Origin of the sequence: Streptomyces venezuelae (assembly GCF_008642335.1) — a bacterium.
Taxonomy (GTDB): Bacteria; Actinomycetota; Actinomycetes; order Streptomycetales; family Streptomycetaceae; genus Streptomyces; species Streptomyces venezuelae_F.
The window spans coordinates 6,717,951-6,738,515 of record NZ_CP029191.1 but is presented as its reverse complement, the minus strand read 5'-3'; the positions used below and the strand labels follow the sequence as shown (position 1 = coordinate 6,738,515).

Annotated in this window: 19 protein-coding genes; 4 read left to right on the top strand and 15 right to left on the bottom strand. The window is 70.9% G+C overall.

Going from position 1 to position 20,565, the window contains the following annotated elements; translation table 11 throughout:
- Positions 1-7 precede the first annotated feature (7 nt).
- From DEJ49_RS30150 to DEJ49_RS30135, 4 genes are all read left to right on the top strand, one after another.
- Positions 8-511, top strand: coding sequence for a PhzA/PhzB family protein (locus DEJ49_RS30150; RefSeq protein ID WP_190329493.1), 504 nt, complete (start codon positions 8-10; stop codon positions 509-511).
- 47 nt (positions 512-558) lie between these two features.
- Positions 559-1,584, top strand: coding sequence for a methyltransferase (locus tag DEJ49_RS30145; RefSeq protein WP_150187025.1), 1,026 nt, complete (start codon positions 559-561; stop codon positions 1,582-1,584).
- Positions 1,585-1,667: 83 nt separating this feature from the next.
- Entirely contained in the window at positions 1,668-2,888 is a 1,221-nt protein-coding gene (locus DEJ49_RS30140; RefSeq protein ID WP_150187024.1) for a phage tail sheath family protein, read from the top strand.
- Positions 2,889-3,083: 195 nt separating this feature from the next.
- A complete protein-coding gene (locus DEJ49_RS30135; RefSeq protein ID WP_223833045.1) occupies positions 3,084-3,569 on the top strand; it encodes a hypothetical protein in 486 nt (161 codons plus the stop codon).
- A 133-nt stretch (positions 3,570-3,702) separates the two neighbouring features.
- Here the strand turns inward: DEJ49_RS30135 and aroC are convergent, their stop codons facing one another.
- The 15 genes from aroC to DEJ49_RS30060 form a co-directional block, all read right to left on the bottom strand.
- Complete coding sequence (aroC, locus tag DEJ49_RS30130) at positions 3,703-4,887, bottom strand: chorismate synthase (protein ID WP_150187022.1); 1,185 nt, start codon at positions 4,885-4,887, stop codon at positions 3,703-3,705.
- A gap of 28 nt (positions 4,888-4,915) precedes the next feature.
- Entirely contained in the window at positions 4,916-6,184 is a 1,269-nt protein-coding gene (gene aroA, locus DEJ49_RS30125) for a 3-phosphoshikimate 1-carboxyvinyltransferase (RefSeq protein ID WP_223833044.1), read from the bottom strand.
- A gap of 132 nt (positions 6,185-6,316) precedes the next feature.
- Positions 6,317-7,312 (bottom strand): 3-oxoacyl-ACP synthase III family protein, encoded by a 996-nt coding sequence (locus DEJ49_RS30120; protein ID WP_150187021.1) that lies wholly within the window; start codon positions 7,310-7,312, stop codon positions 6,317-6,319.
- Between the two features lie 4 nt (positions 7,313-7,316).
- Positions 7,317-8,492 (bottom strand): hydroxymethylglutaryl-CoA synthase, encoded by a 1,176-nt coding sequence (locus tag DEJ49_RS30115; RefSeq protein WP_150187020.1) that lies wholly within the window; start codon positions 8,490-8,492, stop codon positions 7,317-7,319.
- A gap of 3 nt (positions 8,493-8,495) precedes the next feature.
- Positions 8,496-9,557: a hydroxymethylglutaryl-CoA reductase gene (locus DEJ49_RS30110; protein WP_150187019.1), complete on the bottom strand. Its 1,062-nt coding sequence runs from the start codon at positions 9,555-9,557 to the stop codon at positions 8,496-8,498.
- Positions 9,554-10,645 (bottom strand): type 2 isopentenyl-diphosphate Delta-isomerase, encoded by a 1,092-nt coding sequence (fni, locus tag DEJ49_RS30105; protein WP_150187018.1) that lies wholly within the window; start codon positions 10,643-10,645, stop codon positions 9,554-9,556. Before fni ends, DEJ49_RS30110 begins: the two co-directional genes overlap by 4 nt.
- A complete protein-coding gene (locus tag DEJ49_RS30100) occupies positions 10,642-11,757 on the bottom strand; it encodes a phosphomevalonate kinase (protein ID WP_150187017.1) in 1,116 nt (371 codons plus the stop codon). Before DEJ49_RS30100 ends, fni begins: the two co-directional genes overlap by 4 nt.
- A complete protein-coding gene (gene mvaD, locus DEJ49_RS30095; protein WP_150187016.1) occupies positions 11,754-12,809 on the bottom strand; it encodes a diphosphomevalonate decarboxylase in 1,056 nt (351 codons plus the stop codon). Before mvaD ends, DEJ49_RS30100 begins: the two co-directional genes overlap by 4 nt.
- Positions 12,799-13,836, bottom strand: a complete 1,038-nt coding sequence (mvk, locus tag DEJ49_RS30090; RefSeq protein ID WP_150187015.1) for a mevalonate kinase — start codon at positions 13,834-13,836, stop codon at positions 12,799-12,801. Before mvk ends, mvaD begins: the two co-directional genes overlap by 11 nt.
- A 124-nt stretch (positions 13,837-13,960) precedes the next feature.
- Positions 13,961-14,869, bottom strand: coding sequence for an aromatic prenyltransferase (locus DEJ49_RS30085; protein ID WP_150187014.1), 909 nt, complete (start codon positions 14,867-14,869; stop codon positions 13,961-13,963).
- A gap of 328 nt (positions 14,870-15,197) precedes the next feature.
- Entirely contained in the window at positions 15,198-16,589 is a 1,392-nt protein-coding gene (gene hydA, locus DEJ49_RS30080) for a dihydropyrimidinase (RefSeq protein ID WP_150187013.1), read from the bottom strand.
- Between the two features lie 56 nt (positions 16,590-16,645).
- Positions 16,646-17,929 (bottom strand): aspartate aminotransferase family protein, encoded by a 1,284-nt coding sequence (locus tag DEJ49_RS30075; RefSeq protein WP_150187012.1) that lies wholly within the window; start codon positions 17,927-17,929, stop codon positions 16,646-16,648.
- A complete protein-coding gene (locus tag DEJ49_RS30070) occupies positions 17,926-18,768 on the bottom strand; it encodes a nitrilase-related carbon-nitrogen hydrolase (protein ID WP_150187011.1) in 843 nt (280 codons plus the stop codon). The genes DEJ49_RS30075 and DEJ49_RS30070 overlap by 4 nt, the downstream gene beginning before the upstream one ends.
- Positions 18,769-18,941: 173 nt before the next feature.
- On the bottom strand, positions 18,942-20,186 hold the full coding sequence (locus DEJ49_RS30065) for a hypothetical protein (RefSeq protein ID WP_190329492.1): 1,245 nt from the start codon (positions 20,184-20,186) through the stop codon (positions 18,942-18,944).
- A 99-nt stretch (positions 20,187-20,285) separates the two neighbouring features.
- On the bottom strand, positions 20,286-20,537 hold the full coding sequence (locus DEJ49_RS30060) for a helix-turn-helix domain-containing protein (RefSeq protein ID WP_150187010.1): 252 nt from the start codon (positions 20,535-20,537) through the stop codon (positions 20,286-20,288).
- Positions 20,538-20,565 lie beyond the last annotated feature (28 nt).

Here is a 20,565-nt window from a genome sequence, read left to right as displayed (position 1 = left end):
AGATGTGATGAGCGCCCTGCCCGCCGAAACCGCCACCGCCGCCCCGGTGTTCACCAACCACCTCGAGCTGCGCGCCCGCAACCGGCGGGCCGTGGAGCAGTACATGGAGACCGGCCGCGAGGCCCGGCTGCGCCGCTACACCCTCTACACCGAAGACGGCACCGCCGCCCTGTTCAACACCGACATCGGCCGCCCCATCACCGTCAAGGGCCGCGCCAAGCTGCAAAAGCACAACGAGCTCTCCCTTGAGGTGCTGCCCGACTGGGAGTGGTCCGACGTGCAGATCTACGAGACCCAGGACCCGGCCGTCATCTGGGTGGAGTGCGACGGCGAGGGCACCATCCGCTTCCCCGGCTATCCCGAGGGCCGCTACCGCAACCACTTCATCCACGGCTTCACCCTGGACGACGGACTCATCGCCGCCAGCCGCGAATACACCAACCCCATCGAGCACATGCGCGCCCTGAACATCGACACCCCGCACATCAAACGCGACTGGATCCCCTCCTGAACCCAGCAGCGCCAACCCCCCCATACCCGTACGAGGAAAGACAGGTCATGAGCCCGGAAAGCACCCCCCGACCGGCAGCCCGCGCCACCATCGACCTCATCACCGCCGCCTGGCACACCCAGGCCGTCTACGCGGCGGCCAAGCTCGGCCTGCCCGATCTGATCGAGGCCGGACACACAGGACCCGCCGAACTCGCCAAGGCCGCGGGCGCGGACGAGGACGCCGTCCGGCGCCTGCTGCGCCTGCTGCTGCGTCTCGGCGTCGTGGACGGCGACGAGAGCGACGGCTACCGCAACACCGAGATAGGCGACATGCTCCGGGACAGGCCGGGCTCGCTGCGCGACGTCTCCCTGCTCTACGGCGAGGAGTTCTACCGGGCCTGGGGCGACTCGATCGAGACGTTCCGTACCGGCAGGACCGGTTTCGAGAAGGCGTACGGCCGGTCCCTCGTCGGCTATCTGGGCGAGGACCCCGATGCCGCGGAGCGCTTCCAGCGGGCCATGAAGGCCCAGGCCAAGAACTTCGCCTTCGACGCGGTCCCCGAGCACATCGACTTCGGCGCCGACCGGCACATCGTCGACATCGGGGGCGGCAGCGGCCAACTGCTCGCCACCGTACTCGGCGCCGCGCCCGACGCCCGCGGGACCCTGATCGACCTCGAACACACCATGCCCATCGCCCGCGCGCACCTGGAACAGACCGTGGGCGCCGACCGCGCCGACCTGGTCGCCGGGGACATGTTCACCACGCCGGTCCCGCGCGAGGCCGACACGTATCTCCTGTCCCGGGTCCTCGGCGACTGGCAGGAGGAGGACTGCGTACGCCTCCTGCGTTCCGTACGCGAGGCCATGGCCCCGCACTCCCGCCTCCTGATCATCGAGATGGTCGTCCAGGAGGGCAAGGCCGGTCTGCTGGCCCCGCTGTGGGACCTCCACCTGATGGTCGTCAACGGCGGTCATCAGCGTTCCATCGGCGAGTACCGCGAGCTGGCGGCCCGCACCGGCCTGTCCATCGAGCGGTCTGTCCAACTGCCCATGGAAACCTCCGCCCTGGTGCTCACTCCGGCAGGCTGAACTCCCGGCGGGCCCAAGGCCGGCCTCTCCGGTCCGCGCCACCCGGCCGCGGATCTCCCTCACGTCGTGTCCGAGGAGTCTGCATGCCACAACAGCAGCCGAATCAACCGCGCACAGCAACCACCACCGGCCCCCTCGGCCCGGGTGTCCGGCTCCGGGAGGCGGACGAGGCGGACGTCGCACGCGGAGCGGGCCACGGCGCGCCTTTCATCCACGGCGTGCACACCTCGGTGGCGGCCTTCATCGGGGACGCCCCCGGCCTGCCGGCCAAGCCCGCCTTCGTACGGCATCCGCTGGAGTTCCTCGAGGCGTTCTCGCCGCGCAGGAACGAGGGGGAGCCGCCGTCCCACATCCACGACGCCGTGCTCGGCCACTTCCGCAACGGCGGTGGCGGGGCATGGGTCCTGGGGACGGGGGAAGCCGCGACGGGCGGCGATGAGGGCGAGCAGGACCGGGTCTCTGCCTACCGGTCGGCTCTGGCCAGGCTGGAGCGGCTGCCGGAGGTCAGCCTCGTGGTGGCTCCGGACCTGTGGCGGGTGGCGGAGGACGCGGACCGCGTCGCGCGGGAGATCGCCGGGCACTGCGGCCGCGTGGGACACCGGGTCGCCCTGCTGCACACCCGCCAGGGCCTCGACCCCGCCGATGTGCGCCACAGGCCGTTCGGGCTCGCGGAGCCGGACGCCCGGTTCGTCGCCGTGCACTATCCGTGGATCACGGTGACGGAGGTCGGCGGACACGAACGTCTGGTCCCGCCCTCGGGTCATGTGTCGGGGATGTGCTGCCGCGGCGACACGGAGCAGGGCGTCCATACGACGCCGGTGGGCGCGCTGGTGGGCGTGATCAAGCAGGAACGCGAACTGTCCGAGCACGAACGGGAGTCGCTGACCGGCCACGGGGTGAACTGCCTGCGGTTCGTCCAGGGGCGCGGCGTCCGGGTGCTGAGCGCGCGGACGCTGTCCACCGACGCCGACTGGGCGGACCTCGGCGTGCGCCGTCTGGTGAACTACACCCGCGCCTCGCTCGAACAGGGCACCCGTTGGGCCGCGTTCGACACCAACTCGGCCCAACTGCGGGCTCTCATACGTCAGTCCACCACGACGTTCCTCAAGGGCCTGTGGCGGCAGGGCGCGCTGCCCGGCGCGTCCGCCGCCGAGGCCTTCGAGGTCGTCTGCGACGACACCAACAACACCCCCGAGGACGTGGCGAACGGCCGGGTGAACCTCGACGTCGGCCTCGCCGCCCTGCGGCCCGCCGAGTTCGTCACGTTCCGGATCCAGCACGACACACACAACAGAACCACTTGACCGGGGCGGTCCCACGGGCCGTCCAGCCACAACAAGGAGACACAACCCATGGAGATTCACTCATGCTCGGGAAACCACAGAGCGGAGATACGTGACACCACCACCGGCTCATTGCTCTGCGACGCCTGTGTCGGAAAGCTGGAGCGCGATCTGCGTTCGCTTCCCGGCCTCCATCAAGAAGGCCTCCATCACGTCATGGCCACGTCCCGGCGGCGCAACCCCACCAAGGTGTCCGGGAGCCGCAGACGGGACCGTCTGAACGTTTCCGTGCTCGACACCCGGAGCAATATCGTCGCCATTCTGGAATCGTGGGCGATTTACGCGGCGGATGAACTCGGGGGCACGGTCCCGGGCCGTTCCGTACCGCACCTGACGGGTTTTCTCCTGCACCACCTGGAGTGGCTCACCGCCCAGCCGCCGGCCGAGGATTTCGCCGCCGAGATCCAGGGCCTGCGGACCGAACTGCTGCGTGTCATCGACCCCGACCCGGGCGACCGGACTCCGCTCACCCGGCGGTGCGTGGTGGACCGGTGCACGGGCACGATCGACGCCTCACCCCACGGTTCCGGCGCGACGGTCGGGAACGGCAGCATCCGTTGTTCCGCGGGACATGCGTGGGAAGTACGGGAGTGGCTCGTCCTGCGGCACCTCATGGACCGGCAGCGCGAGGAGGCCGCGTGACGGCTGTCCGGCGCGGGTATTGACGTAGGAACGGCTTCGCGGGACGCACGGCCTGCTCAGCGGGAGAGAGCAGGGTAGAGCGCGACGGAGCACTGGTGGAGGCGGCCTCTTGAGGAGGTCGCCTCCCTTCGTATCAGCGGAAGCGCAGGGTCTCGACGTAGGACCGCACGTTGCGGCGCGTCTCGGGAACGCTGTCCCCGCCGAACTTCTCCGCCACCGCATCAGCAAGGACCAGCGCGACCATCGCCTCCGCGACGATCCCGGCCGCCGGCACCGCACACACGTCCGAGCGCTGGTGATGCGCCTTGGCCGCCTCACCCGTCGCCACATCGATCGTCGCCAACGCCCGCGGCACGGTCGCGATCGGCTTCATCGCCGCCCGCACCCGCAACAACTCACCCGTGGTCAGACCACCCTCCGTACCACCCGAGCGACCCGAGGTACGCCGGATGCCGTCCTCGGTGGTCACGATCTCGTCGTGCGCCTTCGACCCCGGCACCCGCGCCAGGTCGAAGCCGTCGCCGACCTCCACACCCTTGATCGCCTGAATGCCCATCAGCGCCGCCGCCAGACGCGCGTCCAGACGCCGGTCCCAGTGCACATGCGAACCCAGCCCCACCGGCACCCCATACGCCAGGACCTCCACGACACCGCCCAGGGTGTCGCCGTCCTTGTGCGCCTGGTCGATCTCCGCGACCATCGCCTTCGACGCATCCGCATCCAGACAGCGCACCGGATCCGCGTCCAGCCTCTCCACATCCGCAGGCGTCGGGTACACCCCGTACGGGGCCTTGGCCGCCGCCAGCTCCGTCACATGCGAGACGATCTCGATGCCCGCCGTCTCCTTCAGGAACGACCGCGCCACCGCACCCAGCGCCACCCGCGCCGCGGTCTCCCGCGCCGACGCCCGCTCAAGCACCGGACGCGCCTCGTCGAACCCGTACTTCTGCATCCCCGCCAGATCGGCGTGGCCCGGACGCGGCCGCGTCAGCGGGGCATTGCGGGCGAGGTCGGCCAGTACCTCCGGGTCCACCGGATCGGCCGACATCACCTGCTCCCACTTGGGCCACTCCGTGTTGCCCACCATCACCGCGATCGGCGAGCCCATGCTCAGCCCATGCCGGACCCCGCCCAAAAACGTGACCTCGTCACGCTCGAACTTCATCCGCGCACCCCGGCCATACCCCAGCCGCCGCCGCGCCAGATGATCCGCCACCATCTCCGTCGTCACCGGAACGCCGGCGGGAAGACCCTCCAACGTCGCGACAAGCGCGGGTCCGTGCGACTCCCCCGCGGTCAGCCAACGCAACCTGCTCAACGGTGCTCCTCCGTGGTGCTGTCGGTACTCAGAGCCGGTCCTGGAACAGGCGGCGCATCTCGTCGTGGAACTCGGGGAACGTCTTCGCCACGCAGTCCGGGTCGTCCAGCGAGATCGTGTCCGGCACGGCGAGCCCGAGGACCGAGAACGACATGGCGATCCGGTGGTCGCGGTGACAGGCGATGCGGGCGGGGCGCGGCGTCCCGGGGTGGATGGTGAGCCGGTCAGGTCCCTCGGCGGTCTCGATGCCGCAGGCGCGCAGGTTCTCCGCCATGGCGGTGACGCGGTCGGACTCCTTGAGCCGCGCGTGGGCGACGCCGGTGATGGTGATGGGCGCGTCGGCGAGCGGCGCGATGGCCGCGAGGGTCATGAAGGTGTCGGAGATCTCGCCCATGTCGACGGTGAAGCCGCCCCGGAGCGGGCCGTTGCCGGTCACGGTGGTGGCGGTCGGGCCCACGCGGACGTCGGCGCCGGTCCGCCGGAGCACGTCGACGAAGCGCAGGTCGCCCTGGAGGCTGTCGGTGCCGAGGCCGGGCACGGTGACGGTGCGTCCGGTGACGGCGGCCGCCGCGAAGACGTACGAGGCGGAGGACGCGTCGGGTTCGACCACGATGTCGGTGGCCGCGTAGGGCCCCGGTGCGACGGCGATGGTGCCGTCGGCGCTCTCGTCGACGCGCGCCCCGAAGCGGCGCATCAGGGCGAGGGTCATGTCGATGTAGGGGCGGCTGACCAGGGCTCCGGTGCGGATCCGCAGGCCGCGGCGCATGAGGGGGGCCGCCATCAGGAGACCGCTGAGGTACTGGCTGCTCAGGGAGGAGTCCACGGAGAGGTCGCCGCCCTCGATGCCGTGGGCGCGGATCAGCAGCGGGAGTCCGTTGCCGGGGCCCGGTTCGAGGTCGGCGCCCAGGGCGCGGAGCGCTTCGATGAGGGGGCGCTGCGGGCGGGCGCGCAGTTGCGACGAGCCGTCGAAGAGGAAGGTGCCGTGTCCGGTGGCGGCGAAGGGCGGCAGGAAGCGGGCCGCGGTCCCCGCGTCGGCGCACCAGGGGCGTGCGGAGCCGGTGGGGCCGCGTCCGGTGCCGGTCACGGTCCAGAACGTGTCCGCGGGGCCCGCCTGCACCGGGATGCCGCACACGTCGAGCGCCTCGCGGAAGGCGACCGTGTCCTCGCTGACGAGCGGCGCGCGGACGGTGCTCGTGCCGTCGGCCGCGGCGGCGAGGAGCAGCAGCCGGTTGGTCAGACTCTTGGATCCCGGTACGCGGGCGGCCAGGCCGGTGCCGGGCTCCTTCTCCGTGATCACGCGGTGCCTCCTGCGGCGCGGTGACGAAAGGTTCGGGGTACTGCCAGGCCGGGGAGCTCGCTTGGGGGAAGTGGAGCTCCCCGGCCCGTTTCGGGGGTGACCGCCGGGGCGGCCTTCAGGCGCCGGGGCCCTTCACCATTCGAGAAGGGCGAGTCCCGCGGCCATGCCGCCGCCGAAGCCCGCCATCAGGATCAGGTCGCCGCGGCTGAAGGCGCCCTCGCGGGCCGCCGTGTCCAGCGTGATCGGGATGGAGGCCGCGCCGGTGTTGCCGTACTGCTCCAGCGTCAGGTGCGTGGTGGCGCGGGACAGGGACAGGTCCCCGATCACCGTGTCGAGCATGACGCCGTTGGCCTGGTGCGGCACGAAGTGCGCGATGTCATCGGGCACCACACCCGCCTCGTGCAGGAACTGCTTGGTGAGCTGCGGCAGCTGCTCCAGCACGAAGCGGCGCACCTCGCGTCCGTCCATCGCGAAGTACTGGAGTCCCGCGTCCAGGACGGCCTGGTCGGGGGGTTGCCTGCTGCCTCCGGCGGGCACCCGGATGAGGTCCGCGAGCTCGCCGAAGGTGTGCAGCGCGACGTGCCGCACCCGGGCCCCGGTGCCGCCGGTTCCGGCGCCGAGGACCATGGCCCCCGCGCCGTCGCCGAACAGAACGACCGTCTTGCGGTCGGCGGGGTTCAGGATCCGCGAGTACACGTCCGCGCCGATCACCAGGGCGTGGCCGCCCCGCCGCGCGAGCATGCCCTCGACCACGGACAGCGCGTACATGCTGCCCGAGCAGACCGCGTTGACGTCGAAGGAGGCCGCGCCGAGCGCGCCCAGCTTCTGCTGCACGTACACCGCGGTCGGCGGCTGCGGCCGGTCCGGCGTCGACGTGGCCACCACGATCACGGACAGCTGGGCCGCGGTGATGCCCGCGGACTCCAGTGCGGCCCGTGCGGCGTGGACCGCCAGGTCCGATGTGGCCTCGTCCGGCGCGGCCCAGCGCCGCTCCCGGATCGCGGTCTTGCGGACGATCCACTCGCCCTCGACCCCGGCCGGCGCCCCGACCTCGTCGTTGGAGACGACGCGGTCCGGCACGTAGTGGCCGGTGCCGAGAACGGCGATGTCGGTCGCCATGTCCGTCATGCGCCTACCGCCGTTCGTAGATGCGCTTGTGGCCGCGCAGGGCGGCGAGACGGAACTGCCCGCCGCTCTGCACCGGCGTCGGGTAATCCCCGCCGTCGGTCGGGAACTTCCGCTCGTGCAGCTCCCGGTAGCCCGCGTAGTCGAGGACCGTGCGGCGCTCGATGGCCTTGCGGTGCTCGGCGGTGCGCAGCCGGTCGCGGTAGCCGGGGACGACCTGGCCCGCGAAGAACTCCGCGACGCTGCCCGAGCCGTAGCTGAGGAAGCCGATGGAGCGGCCGGTCAGGTCGTCGGCCTGGTCGAGCAGTGCGGCGAGGCCGAGATACACGGACGCCGTGTAGCTGTTGCCGATGACCCGGTTGTACGCCGTGGTCTGGCCGAGCGCCCGCTCGACGGCGTCCTTGTCGGCGTCGTGGCCGCAGTACTCGAGCAGGTGGCGGTGGGCCTTGTACGCCATCTTGGTGAAGGGCTGGTGGTAGCAGAACGCGGCGAACTCGTCGAGGGAGTGGCCGCCCTGCTCCGTGTAGTCCTTCCAGCAGCCCTCGACGGCCTGGAGGTAGGCGGAGATCGACTCCTGCCCGTCGACGAGCGCGGCGTCCCGGTAGTTGGGCCGCCAGAAGTCCATCACGTCCGCGGTGAACAGTCCGGATGGGCCGTCGAACCTGATGAGCTGCGGGTCGGCGCCGACCAGCATCGCGACGGCGGCCGCGCCCTGCGTGGCCTCGCCGGGGCTGTCCAGTTCGTACTTGGACACGTCGCTGGCGATCACGAGGACCTGCTGCGAGGGGTCCCTGGCCACCAGGCCCAGCGCGAACTGAAGCCCGGCGGTCGCCCCGTAACAGGCCTGCTTCAGCTCGACGACGCGCGCCGCCGAAGGCAGCCCGAGCAGCGAATGGACGTACACGCCGCCGGACTTGGCCTGGTCGATGGAGGACTCCGTGGCGAAGACGACCGTGCGGATGCGCTCGCTGCCGTGCCGTTCGATGATCGGGGCGGCCGCGGCGGCGCCCAGGGTGACGATGTCCTCGTCGGCCGCCGGCACGCTCATCGACTCCTGGCCGATGCCGATGTGGTACTTGCCGATCTCCGTGCCGTTGTACTCGGCGAGCGCCGTGTGCGGCAGCACGAACTCGGTCGTCGCGAACGACAGATCGTGGATTCCTATGCCTGAGTCACTGGCCATGCCCTACACACCGACCTTTTCCGTCTTGTTGCCGCGCTCCAACTGGACATGTGCACGCATCAGTTCGCCGGGGTTCGTCTGGGCGGCGAGGAGCGAGAGCTCACCGCACAGGACCGTCGCCGCGCCGATCACCGCGAGGCGGCGGGCGTTCTCGCCGGGCTCGCGGTCGGCCCGGCAGCCGAGCCGGGCGAGGTTGGTCTCCACGAACTCGAGGCCCTTGCCGTTGCCGACCGTGCCGACGATCAGGTTCGGCAGGGTGCAGGCGAAGTAGAGGTCGCCGTCGCGGTCCTCGGCCATGGTGACGCCCTGCGAGCCCTCGACGATGTTGGCCGCGTCCTGGCCGGTGGCGAGGTAGAAGCCGAGGAGCATGTTGGCGTAGTGGGCGTTCGCCGAACGGATGCCGCCGGCGAGCAGGGTGCCGAGCATGTTCTTGCGGATGTTCAGCTGGACGACCTTCGCGGCCGTCGTGTGCAGCACATCGGTGACGATGTCCCGCGGGATCAGCAGCTCCGTGACCACGTTCTTGCCGCGGCCGAGGATGCCGTTGATCGCGGTGGCCTTCTTGTCCGTGCAGTAGTTGCCGGAGATCGACCCGTAGGAGATGCCGGGGATGGTCTCGAGCAGGTGCTTCAGGAGCGCGTCGGACGCGAGCGTCGCCATGTTGTGGCCGGAGGCGTCGCCGGTGGTGAACTCGAAGCGGATGAAGAGCAGGTTGGCGTTGATCTCGTGCCGGATGTTGATGAGCTGGGCGAACCTGCTGCAGCCGCGGACCACGTCGCGCAGCTCGTCGATGCGCGCGTCGATGGCCCGCGCGGCGACGTAGGCGGTCTGTGCGTCCGTCGCCTCGACGAGCACCGAGCGGGTCATCCGCTCGTCGACGAGCGTGGCGACGATGCCTTCCTCGACGAGCCTGGACACCTTGGCGCCGCGGCCCACGGAGGGCCACAGCGGCGTCTCGTAGGTGGCGAGGGGGACCTGGGTCTCGGTGGTGGTGACGTTCCCGGAGATGCGGATCGGGCCGACCCACCGCATCGGGACGCCGGCGATCGCGTGGGTCTCGGTCATCGGGTGCTCCCCGTCAGCTGGTGGGCGGCCTCGACGGAGCGGGAGCGCTGCGCGAACTGTCCCGTGTCGATGCCTCGGTCGGCGCAGAAGTCACGGAGTTCACCGCGGATGAGCAGGTCGCAGCGCGTCAGGTCGGCGGGGGTGCGCGCGCCGAGCATGGTCTGCAGGGCGGCGAGCTGGTCGAGCCACGTCGAGATCTGCGCGATCAGCGCGGAGACGCCCTCGTCCTTCAGGGTGCGCAGGAATCCGCCGGAGGCGCCGACGCCGGACGCGCCGAGCGCGAGGGCACGGGCGACGTCGAGCGCGTTGCGCACGCCGCCGGAGGCGAGGACGGGGATGCCGACGTCCTGCGTGTCGAGGAGGCAGGCCGCGGTGGACTGTCCCCAGCCGTGCATGAACGCGTACTCGCCGAGTTCGCGCCGGCCGTTCTCGATGCGGGCGAAGTCCGTGCCGCCGCGGCCGCCGAGGTCCGCGATCCGGACGCCGAGGCTCTCGATGAGCAGGACGGTCTCGCGGCTGAGGCCGTTGCCGACCTCCTTGACGATGACGGGGACCTCGACGGCCGCCGCGATCTTCTCGATCTGCGGGACCCAGGAGGAGAACGACCGGTCGCCCTCGGGCATCGGCGTTTCCTGCGCGGTGTTGATGTGGATCTGCAGGGCGTTGGCCTGGACGAGGTCGATGGCGCGCTGCACCTTGTCGACCGAGGCCGTCGCGTTGACGTTGGCGAGTACGAACCCGTCGGGGTTCTCCTTGCGGAGCACGCTGAAGGTGTCGGCGCAGGACGGGTCCTTGAAGTACGCGCTCATGGACCCGGAGGCGACGGCGACGCCGGTCTCGCGGGCGGCGATGGCCAGGTCGCGGTTGATGATGCCGGTGCTGACGCTGCCGCCGGTCATCGCGTTGATGTAGAGGGGCACCGGCCAGGAGATGCCGGCGAAGGTCGTGGCCAGGGACACGTCCGGCCGGTCGATGCCGGCCAGCGCGTGGTGGATGAACGACACCTCGTCGAACTGGTTGTGTCCGCTGTGCTGGCGCTGGTGCTCGACAGCGAGCCGGACGTGGTCGTCCTTGCGTTGAGAGATCATTCTGCGTTCCCTTCCATGGCGGGACGGATCGGCAAGGGCCGCACGCCCGCCGTGGTCCACCGTTTCCGTACGTGGGCTATGTCCTGTGCCGCTTCGGCGTCGAGCAGCGCGATGCCGCAGTCGCCGCCGCCCGCCCCGGAGGGCTTGGCGGCGCCGCCGACGGCTTCGGCTGCCTCGCACAGCGCGGTCAGCCGTGGCGTGAAGATTCCGAGCCCGACCTCGTCGTCGAGGCGGGCCAGCTCGTGCCGGGCGCGCCGGATCTGCCGCAGCAGTCCCTCTCCGTCGCCGCCCTCAAGCGCGTCGACGGCGGCCCGCACGAAGTCGTTGCTGGTCTCCACGAACTTCTGGTGCGAGGCGCTGCCCCGCCACGTCCGCCGGTCGAGGCCGGAGACGAGGGACGAGGTGGAGGCCGGCGTCCCGGTCCAGCCGACTTCCAGTGCGAGGCCCGCGGGCTGCGGCAGTGCGCGTACCTCGTGGCCGGGCCAGGGCACGCGCAGGGCCTCCTCGATGCCCGCCCGGCCCGCGAGGTCGAGGACGGCGGCCCGGTCGGGTGCCCGGTAGGTGATCCAGCCGCCCCAGGTGCCCGCGGCGAGGTCGCCGCCGGAGGCCTTGGGTTCGAGGCCCGCGGTGGCGAGCATCGCGAGGCGGTAGCGGGCGTCGCGCGTCAGGCGCAGGCCGCAGTGGGCCGCCATGGCGGCGACGGTCGCCACGACGACCGTGCCGCTGGACCCGAATCCGAACTTGGTGCCGTTGTCGTGGAGTTCGCTGCTGACCGACACGTCGAGCGCGGGTGCGGGCAGGCCGCGTTCGGCGAGCAGCCGGCCGACGGTCTCGATGGCCGCGGCGACGTGGGTGAAGCTCTCGTGGAGCAGCTGCTCGTCCCGCGGGTCTGTGCCGTCCAGCCGGCCGTCCCGCCATCGGCAGTGTGCCGTGTGCGGGGTGAGGTCGGACGAGAGTACGACGCCGGGGTCGCCGGGGTCGGACACGGTGACGGTGACGTACCGGTCGACGGCGATGAGGATGGCCGGGTTGCCCGGCTCCACCACCGCGTACTCGCCGGCGACGAACAGTTTGCCCGGCGCGCGCCGGACGGTGGTCGGCCGTCCGGTCACCTTCCGTCCCCGGTCAGCAGCCGGGCGCCGGGGCCGGGGCGTGCGATGTGGACGGCGCCGCCCTGCGCGGCGCCGCGGACGACACCGGCCACCCGGTCGGCGTCCGCGTTGCGGCAGAGCACCTTGACATTGGGTCCGGCGTCCATGGTGGCGTAGGCGAGGACGCCGTCCCGTCTGAGTTGCAGCACGCTGTCGAGGACGGTGAGCGAGGCGGGCGACATGTAGCGCACCGCGGGGCGGGCCGCCAGCATCGTGGCGTGCATGCCGAGAGCGTTGCGTTCCGCGATCTCGCCGACCGCTTCGAGGTCGCCGCGGCCGAGCGCCTCGCGCATGTCGGCCAGGTCGGCCTTGCTGGAGACGGCCCACGGTTCGAAGAGCGGTGAGGTGTCGACGGTCCTGCGCATGGCCGCCCTGCTGGACACGTCCTTGGGTCCGGCGTTGACGACGGCGACGACGAGGGCGGGGTCGAGCGGCCCGGCCGGGACCGGCTCGGCGTACGAGCTGAGGTCCGCCTCCTCCTCGGGGGCGTCGTGGCGTCCGGCGTGCCAGACCACGAAGTCCCCGAAGAGGGAACGGGACGCCGACCCGGATCCGCGCCGGGCCAGGCGGGACAGGGCGGTGGCGTCGAGGTCGAGGCCGTAGGCGGCGGCCGCGGCGACGGCGAGGGCGGCGAAGCCGCTCGCCGACGAGGCGAGGCCCGCACCGGTGGGGACGGTGTTCTCGGTGTCCACGACGGCGCGGTCGGCGGACCCGGCGCGCTCGCGCACCAGGTCGAGGAAGGTGACGATGCGCCGCTCGGCCTCACCCTGGGCGGGCTTGCCGCCGAGCGTCACTTCGTCGTGACCGGCTCCGGGGCTGCGTCGCACGCGGGTGGTGGTGGGGAAGATGTCGAGGGTCATCGAGAGGCTGTCGGTGCGCGGCAGGATGAGCCGCTCGTCGAGCTTGCCCCAGTACTTGATCAGTGCGATGTTCGGGTGCGCGACGGCGGTCGCGCTGCCCGTGGTGCCCGTCGGTGCGGTCAGCACCGCGGTGGCCTGTTGTTCAGCGACCATGGCCGGCAAATCCCCTCAGCGGTACGACCCATGTCTGTTCGGCGCCGGCTTCGTGCAGCCGCCGGGTCACCGCGCTCGCCTGCTCGGACTGGGTGAGCGCGAGGACGCAGCCGCCCATGCCGCCACCCGTGATCTTGGCGCCGAGGCTGCCGGCCGCGAGCGCCCCTTCGACCAGGGCGTCGATGCGGTCGGTGCTCAACCCGGCGGCGCGGAGCAGCTCGTGATACTCCGTCATGCGCGTGCCGAGCTCCTCGGGCTTTCCGTCGGCGAGTGCGTGCCGGGCCTCGTCGGTGAGGTCCGTTGCGCGGCGTACGAAGCTCTCCTGCGCGCCGGCGTGACGCTGGAAGCCTTCGCGGAGCATGCTGACCGCGTCCTTGGTCCTGCCCACCTCGCCGCTGTCGGCGATGATGAACAACTCCTCGCACCCGATGGCGAGTTCCTCGGAGCGCCCCTGCTGGAAGAGCAGGGGCCCCGGCGCGCCGACGGCGGTGGCGTCGACGCCGCTCGCGCGGCCGTGGGCCACGTTCTCTGCGGTCTGGACGAGGTCGAACGCCGTCTGCGGCGTGACCTCGCGGTCGAAGAGGTCGGCGAGCGCGAACACCACGGCGCGTGCGCAGGCGGCACTGGAGCCGAGGCCGCGGCCCGGCGGGATGGCGCAGTCCAGGATCACGTCGAGGTGTACGTCGTCGGAGACGTTCATGGTCTTCCGGAACTCGGCGCTGAGTCGCCGGAGCCAGTCGGAGGCCTGGGTGGCCACCGGCCGGGAGGCAGATCCGGTCATGGTCAGCGACACGTCGCCCGCGTCACCGGGTGACTGCGCGGACCAGCCGGCGCTCGCCGTGACCGCGAGCTGCGGCACCGGGAGCGCGAGGGCGGGAGCGCCGTAGACGACCGCGTGCTCCCCCAGCAAAATGGTCTTCGCGTGGGCGCGACCGATTCCGACGGAGCGAGCGCGACGGATTTCTGACACCCCTTCCGCTGAGCTCGGTGTCGTCAACGCACTCAGCTCCCTTTGTCTTTTCCGCATGGAGATCGCATCATCCAGATTTCTAGGAATGAATGAGCCGTTCCAGAGAAAAGGGCCTGCGGAGAGGAAGGGGACTTCCTCTCCGCAGGCCCCGCAACTTCGGCCCCCGACGGGCGGCCGATGGTCAGGAGTCGGAACGCAGCAGGTTCTCCACGCGCTTCTGCCACTGGTAGTACGAGGCGATCTTGTGGTACTCGCCCTTGGGCGTCGACGCTATGCCGTAGACGTAGTTGCGGCCCGTGGTGTCGTACGGCGCTTCCTTGATGAGGCGCTCGAAGGTCGGGGCGAAGGTGATCGGCAGGCCCAGCGGCTCCGGCGTCATGACCGAGTACGTGAACCGGTTGATGGCCGGGGAGTCCCAGCTCAGGGTCACGTAGATGACGAACGAGCGCTCGCAGAACCGCAGGAGCTCCTCGCTCGGCTCGGAGAGACCGAGCTCGCCGAGGATCGCCCGGACGCCCTTCTCCTCGAAGACCTCGGCCGGCACGCGGTCGCCGACGCCGCCGCCGAAGTACAGGTTCATCGTGCGCTTCGAGTAGTCGATGCCGACGGTGCTGACCATCTCGTCGATGCCCCACTTCTTGAAGAAGTCGAGGTTGGCGGCGACGGCGGCCGGGATCGACGGGAGCTCGACGAGGTCGGAGACCTTGATGAGGTTCTCCGCGCTGGGGAAGGACCAGGTCTTCGTGAAGCCCCCGGCGACGCCGAAGTCGACGCCGCAGCTGGTGATGGGGGTGTTCGCGTGGACCTCCTTCAGGAGGCTGCCGACGGCGTGGTCCGTCTTCGGGGTGAGGCCGTGCTCCAGGGCGCGGGCGTACGGGTCGAAGCCCTTCGGGAGCATCGTGAAGCGGGCGTCGAGGTCGTCGGCGCTGCTGCCGGTCGAGGCGCGGAACGAGATGACGGACTGCCCGACGACGTCCTCGTAGGCATTGAGGATGGGCCAGACCTTGTCACGCGAGGCGGTGACGTCCACCAGCCGAGCCGTCTTCTCGATGACCGAGTACAGCTCTTCGAGATTGGCGAACTCTGACATTGTTCCTCCACTGGAATCTGGATCTTGGCGTCTGTCGCGAACAAGAGCGCATCAAGCAGTTCGGCTTAGGATCGTCAATCAGGGCATGCGTGATGACCCGCGACAAGGCAGGCATGCATGGAATGCGAGGGGGTATCGGTACTGCACCGAGCAGAGACTCGGTCTCGCCTGTACCGACCGGCGGCCGCGGGACTCAACCCACGGCCTCGCGGCGGTTTTTGGGCAGAGTCGGCGTGCAGAAATAGTGACACGGACGGCGCCTTCGAGCCAAGAGGCCCCCAAAGTGACCCGGGTCACATCGCGTGAAGTCGCCCGCGAGCAGCGGCACTCACACGTACTGGCAGATCCCCCGCTCCAGGAACGAACCGTGCCCCGCGTGCCCGGTGTACGTGCGGTTGTCGATCACCGGGACGCCCCGGGACAGCACGGTCTCCACACGTCCCGTCACCCGCTTGCCCTCGTAGGCGGAGTAGTCCACGTTCATGTGGTGGGTCCGCGCCGACATGACCTGCTCGGCGTGCGGGTCGTAGATGACGATGTCGGCGTCGGCGCCCGGCGCGATCGTGCCCTTCCTCGGGTACAGGCCGAACATCCTGGCCGGCGTCGCGCAGGCCACCTCGATCCAGCGGCGGCGGCTGATGTGCCCGTCGACGACGGCCTGGTGCAGCAGGTCCATGCGGTTCTCGACACCGGGCATGCCGTTGGGGATCTTCGAGAAGTCCTCGCGGCCCATTTCCTTCTGCCCCTTGAAGCAGAACGGGCAGTGGTCCGTGGAGACCACCTGGAGGTCGTTCGTGCGCAGCCCGCGCCACAGGACCGCCTGGTGCTCCTTGGGGCGCAGCGGGGTCGAGCAGACGTACTTGGCGCCCTCGAAGTCCGGCTCCGCGAGGTTGTCGGTCGACAGGAAGAGGTACTGCGGGCACGTCTCGCCGAAGACAGGCAGTCCGTCGTCGCGTGCCCGGGTCAGCTCGGCGACGGCTTCCCGCGCCGACACGTGCACCACGTACAGCGGGGCGCCCGCCACCTGGCTGAGCCGGATGACCCGGTGCGTCGCCTCGGCCTCCAGGAGCGCCTTGCGGACCTCCCCGTGGTAGCGGGGGTCCCGTTCGCCGCGCGCCAGCGCCTGTTCCACCAGGACGTCGATGGCGAGGCCGTTCTCCGCGTGCGCCATGACGAGGCCGCCGTTCGCGCCCGCGCGCTGCATCGCCCGGAGGATCTGTCCGTCGTCGGAGAAGAAGACGCCCGGATAGGCGGTGAACAGCTTGAACGAGGTGACGCCGGAGGAGACGAGGGTGTCCATCTCCTTGAGCGAGGACTCGTTCACGTCGGACATGATCATGTGGAAGCCGTAGTCGACCGCGCACCGCCCGGCCGCCTTCTCGTGCCACGTGTCGAGGCCCTCCGCGAGCGTGCCGCCCTTGGGTTGGATCGCGAAGTCGACGATGGTGGTCGTGCCGCCCCAGGCGGCGGCGCGGGTGCCGGTCTCGAAGGTGTCGGCGGCGAGGGTGCCGCCGAACGGCATCTCCATGTGGGTGTGGGCGTCGACGCCGCCCGGGATGACGTACTTCCCGGACGCGTCGATGACGTGGTCGGCCGTCCAGCCGTGGCTGTCGCGGGTGGCGAGGGCGGCGACGCGGCCGTCCTCCACCAGGACGTCGACGGGCAGTTCGTCGGAGGCCGTGATGACCAGGCCGCCGGTGATCAGAGTGCGGGTCCTCATGTGGTGCGCTCCCTTTCCTGCGGTCCTGTACGAAAACCGTGCCGGCCGTCCTTGAACTAGGCGCCGCGCAGGGCCCGTTCGAGGATCGCGGCGCCCTCCTCCGCCTCCGCGACGGTCAGCGAGAGCGGCGGGGCGACGCGCAGCACGCTGGTGTCGTGCCCGCCGCCCTTGCCGATGAGCAGTCCGCCCTCGCGGGCCGCTTCGAGGACGGCCGCGGCGGCCTGCGGGTTCGGCCGGCCCGTGTCGGGCTCGACCAGCTCGATGCCGATCATCAGGCCGCGCCCGCGCACCTCGCGGACGACGGGCAGTTGGGCGCAGATCGCGCGCAGCCGCTCGATGAGGAGCCCGCCGACGCGCCGCGCGTTGCCCTGGAGGTCGTGTTCCAGGAGGTACGCGAGGTTGGCGAGGCCGGCCGCCATGGTGACCGGGGAGCCGCCGAACGTCGAGATGGAGTTGGCGTCGAGGGAGTTCATGACGTCGGCGCGGGCCACGACGCCGCCGACGGACATGCCGTTGCCGATGCCCTTGGCGAAGGTGAGGATGTCCGGCGGCCCGTTCCGCGCGTGGGCCTGCCAGCCCCAGAAGTGGTCGCCCGTGCGGCCCCAGCCGGTCTGCACCTCGTCGGAGATCCACAGGATGCCGTGCTCGTCCAGGACTTCCTTGAACGCGGCGTACAGCCCGTCGGGCGGCGAGGTGAACCCGCCGACGCCCTGGACCGGTTCGGCGATGAGCGCGGCCACTCCCCCGCGGCCCTGCCCGAGCATGTCCCGCAGGTCGGCGACGCAGGCGGCGGTGAACTCGGCGTCGCTCAGGGCGGCGTAGGGGCCGCGGCCGCGGACGCCGCCGTGGACGTACAGCGTCTGGAGCGGCGAGAGGCTGGTGGGCGACCACGACTGGTTGCCGGTGATGCCGACGGTCGTGAAGGACCGGCCGTGGTAGCTGTTGCGCATCGCCAGGATCTGGTTGGAGCGGCGGTGCGCGGTGGCGAGCAGGAGGGCCGCGTCGTTGGCCTCGGTGCCCGACGTGGTGAAGAAGACGCGGGCGTCGGGGATGCCGGACAACGCCGCGACGCGCTCGGCGAGTTCGACCATCGGGCGGTTGAGGTAGAGCGTCGAGGAGTGGATGATCCGCCCGGCCTGCTCGCTCACCGCCTTGGTGACCTCGGGCAGGGCGTGGGCCGTCATGGTGGTGAGGATGCCGCCGAAGAAGTCGAGGTACTTCCTGCCGTCGGCGCCCCAGACGTGGCGCCCCTCGCCGTGGGTGAGCTCGATCGGCCGTTCGTAGTAGAGCGCGAGCCAGTCGGGCAGCACGGCCCGGTGGCGGTCGTACAGATCGGTCACGGCTGCACCAGCCCTTCGTAGGCGTCGGGGCGGCGGTCGCGGTAGAACGCCCACTGCTGGCGTACTTCCTCGATGACGCCGAAGTCGAGGTCCCTGACGACGAGTTCCTCGGTTTTGTCGCTCGCGGGTTCGCCGACGAACCGGCCGCGCGGGTCGACGAAGTACGAGGTTCCGTAGAAGTCGTTGTCGCCGTACTCCTCCTGGCCGACGCGGTTGATCGCGGCGATGAAGTACTCGTTGGCGACGGCGGCCGCGGGCTGTTCGAGCTGCCAGAGGTAGGCGGAGAGGCCGCGGGACGTGGCGGAGGGGTTGTAGACGATCTGGGCGCCGTTCAGGCCCAGCTGGCGCCAGCCCTCGGGGAAGTGACGGTCGTAGCAGATGTAGACGCCGACCTTGCCGACCGCGGTGTCGAAGACGGGCCAGCCCAGGTTCCCCGGCTTGAAGTAGTACTTCTCCCAGAACCCCTTGACCTGGGGGATGTGGTGCTTGCGGTACTTGCCGAGGTAGCTGCCGTCGGCGTCGATGACGGCGGCGGTGTTGAAGTAGAAGCCCGACTGCTCGACCTCGAAGACGGGGACGACGATCACCATGCCGGTCTCGCGCGCGAGCTCCTTCATGCGGGTGACCGTGGGGCCGTCCGGCACGGGCTCGGCCCAGCGGTAGTGCTCGGCCTCCTGGACCTGGCAGAAGTAGGGGGCGTTGAAGACTTCCTGGAAGCCGATCACCTTGGCGCCCTGCCGGGCCGCCTCGCGGGCGTGTTCCTCATGCTTGGCGATCATGGATTCGGTGTCGCCTGTCCAGGTCGCCTGGACCAGTGCGGCGCGTACGACGTTGGCCATGAGCTGCTCCTTCGTATGCCCTTGATGAGGACGTCGATGAGCCTCTACGCACGTAGATCTGCTGCGTGGATCCGAGAAACGTAAGCCTCCCCCGAGGGGCTGAGCAAGACCATCGCCGTCAACCGGCAGAGACGATCATGATTCGCACCCGTGCGGGCGACGGCTGCCCGCGGTCAGGCGCTGAATCCGGCCACGCGCAGGGCGTGCACCAGGTCCCAGTGGTGCTCCTCGGAGACTCCCCGTGCCGCCTCCAGGAGCAGGGGTATGAGCCGGTGCGGGTCGGTGTGCGCGCAGCGGGCCACGTCCTCGGGGGTGCGGACGCGCAGGTACGAGTCGAGCAGGGCGCGGGCCTCGCGTTCGCGGCCCGCGTCGAGCAGCGCGACGATCGCCTCGGCGATCTCCGGCGCGGGACGCGCGACCCCCTGCCGCAGCAGCTTCCTGCAGTCGTCGGCGCGGCCGGTTCCCGCCAGCGCGTCCGCGAGGGCGACGAGGCGGTCCGGCGGCAGCGAGGCGGCCTCCCACAGCAGCGTCGCCCAGTCGGCGGCGAGGCCCGCGCGGTGCAGCTCGGCGGCGAACGAGGGCAGCAGCTCCGCGGGCCAGCCGGCGGCCTCGACGAGCACGCCGTGCGCCTCGCCGCTGCGGCCCTCGCCGCGCAGCTTGATGAGCTCGCGCACGGCGTCGGACACGGGTTCGGGCCGGGGCTCGGGCGGCGGTTCGGGCCGGGGCTCCGCGTCGTAGAGGTCCTCCGTGCTGTAGGGGCCCTCCGTGCCGTAGGGGCCCTCCGTGCCGTAGAGGTCCTCCGTGCCGTAGAGGTCTTCCGCGGCGGGCGCGGGGTCCTGCCGGGGTACGTGCGGTCCGTCGCCCGGTCCGTCGCCCGCCGCCGTGCCCAGGTCGACCCACGACGGCCGCTGCGCGTCGTCGAGGCGGTCCATCCGTGCCTGGATCTCGGCGCAGCGGGCCGTCGCGCGGTCGTGGTCGTCGCGGACCCAGGCGAGGTCGAGGTTGATGCGGTCGATGTCGTCGGGGTCGGCGGCCGTGCCCAGCTGCCGCGTCAGGTCGGCCTGGCGCTCCAGGGCGATCCGCTGCTCCGTGAGCATCATGTCGAGCCGGTCGCCGAGCAGCTCGCGGCCGCCGGGCCGGGCGTCGTACGCGGCGACGGAGGCCCGGTGCAGCATGCGCGCCGTGTCGGTCTCGCGCTCGGCCTCCGGGAGGCCGCGGTCGGCCGCGAGGTCGTGGAGCAGCGCCTGCACCACGTCCCAGGGCGGCACCTCCGCGCCCTCCAGACAGGCGCGCATGCCGTCCGGATCGCGCTGCCAGAACACGCCGCACCAGCCCGCCGACTGGTCGAGCCGCCCGAGCAGCTCACTCAGGTATCTCGCGAACTCCCTGACCTGAACCGGGAGTTGTCCCACTGCCATCTGACCAGCACCGTCCCGTGAAGCCTGGAGTCTTCCGGTCCGGAAGATAACACCAGACGTGTTACGGGACGACTACATGCAGTTTTATGACGGCCTCACTCAAGCCACCACCAGCTCGCACCGCTGCACCAGCTCGTCCAGCGAGAGCCCGAGCACGGAGGCCAGCGCCGCGACCGTGAACAGCGCGGGGGTGGGTGCGCGCCCCGTCTCGATCTTCCGCAGCGTCTCCGCCGAGAGACCCGCTTCCGCGGCGACCGAAACCATGCTCCGCTCCGCGCGGGCCTCACGAAGAAGCACCCCGAGACGCTCGCCGCGCTCGCGCTCTTCCGGGGTCAAAGGAGTCCGAACCATGCCCCCACTCTACCCCGACGCCCATTTG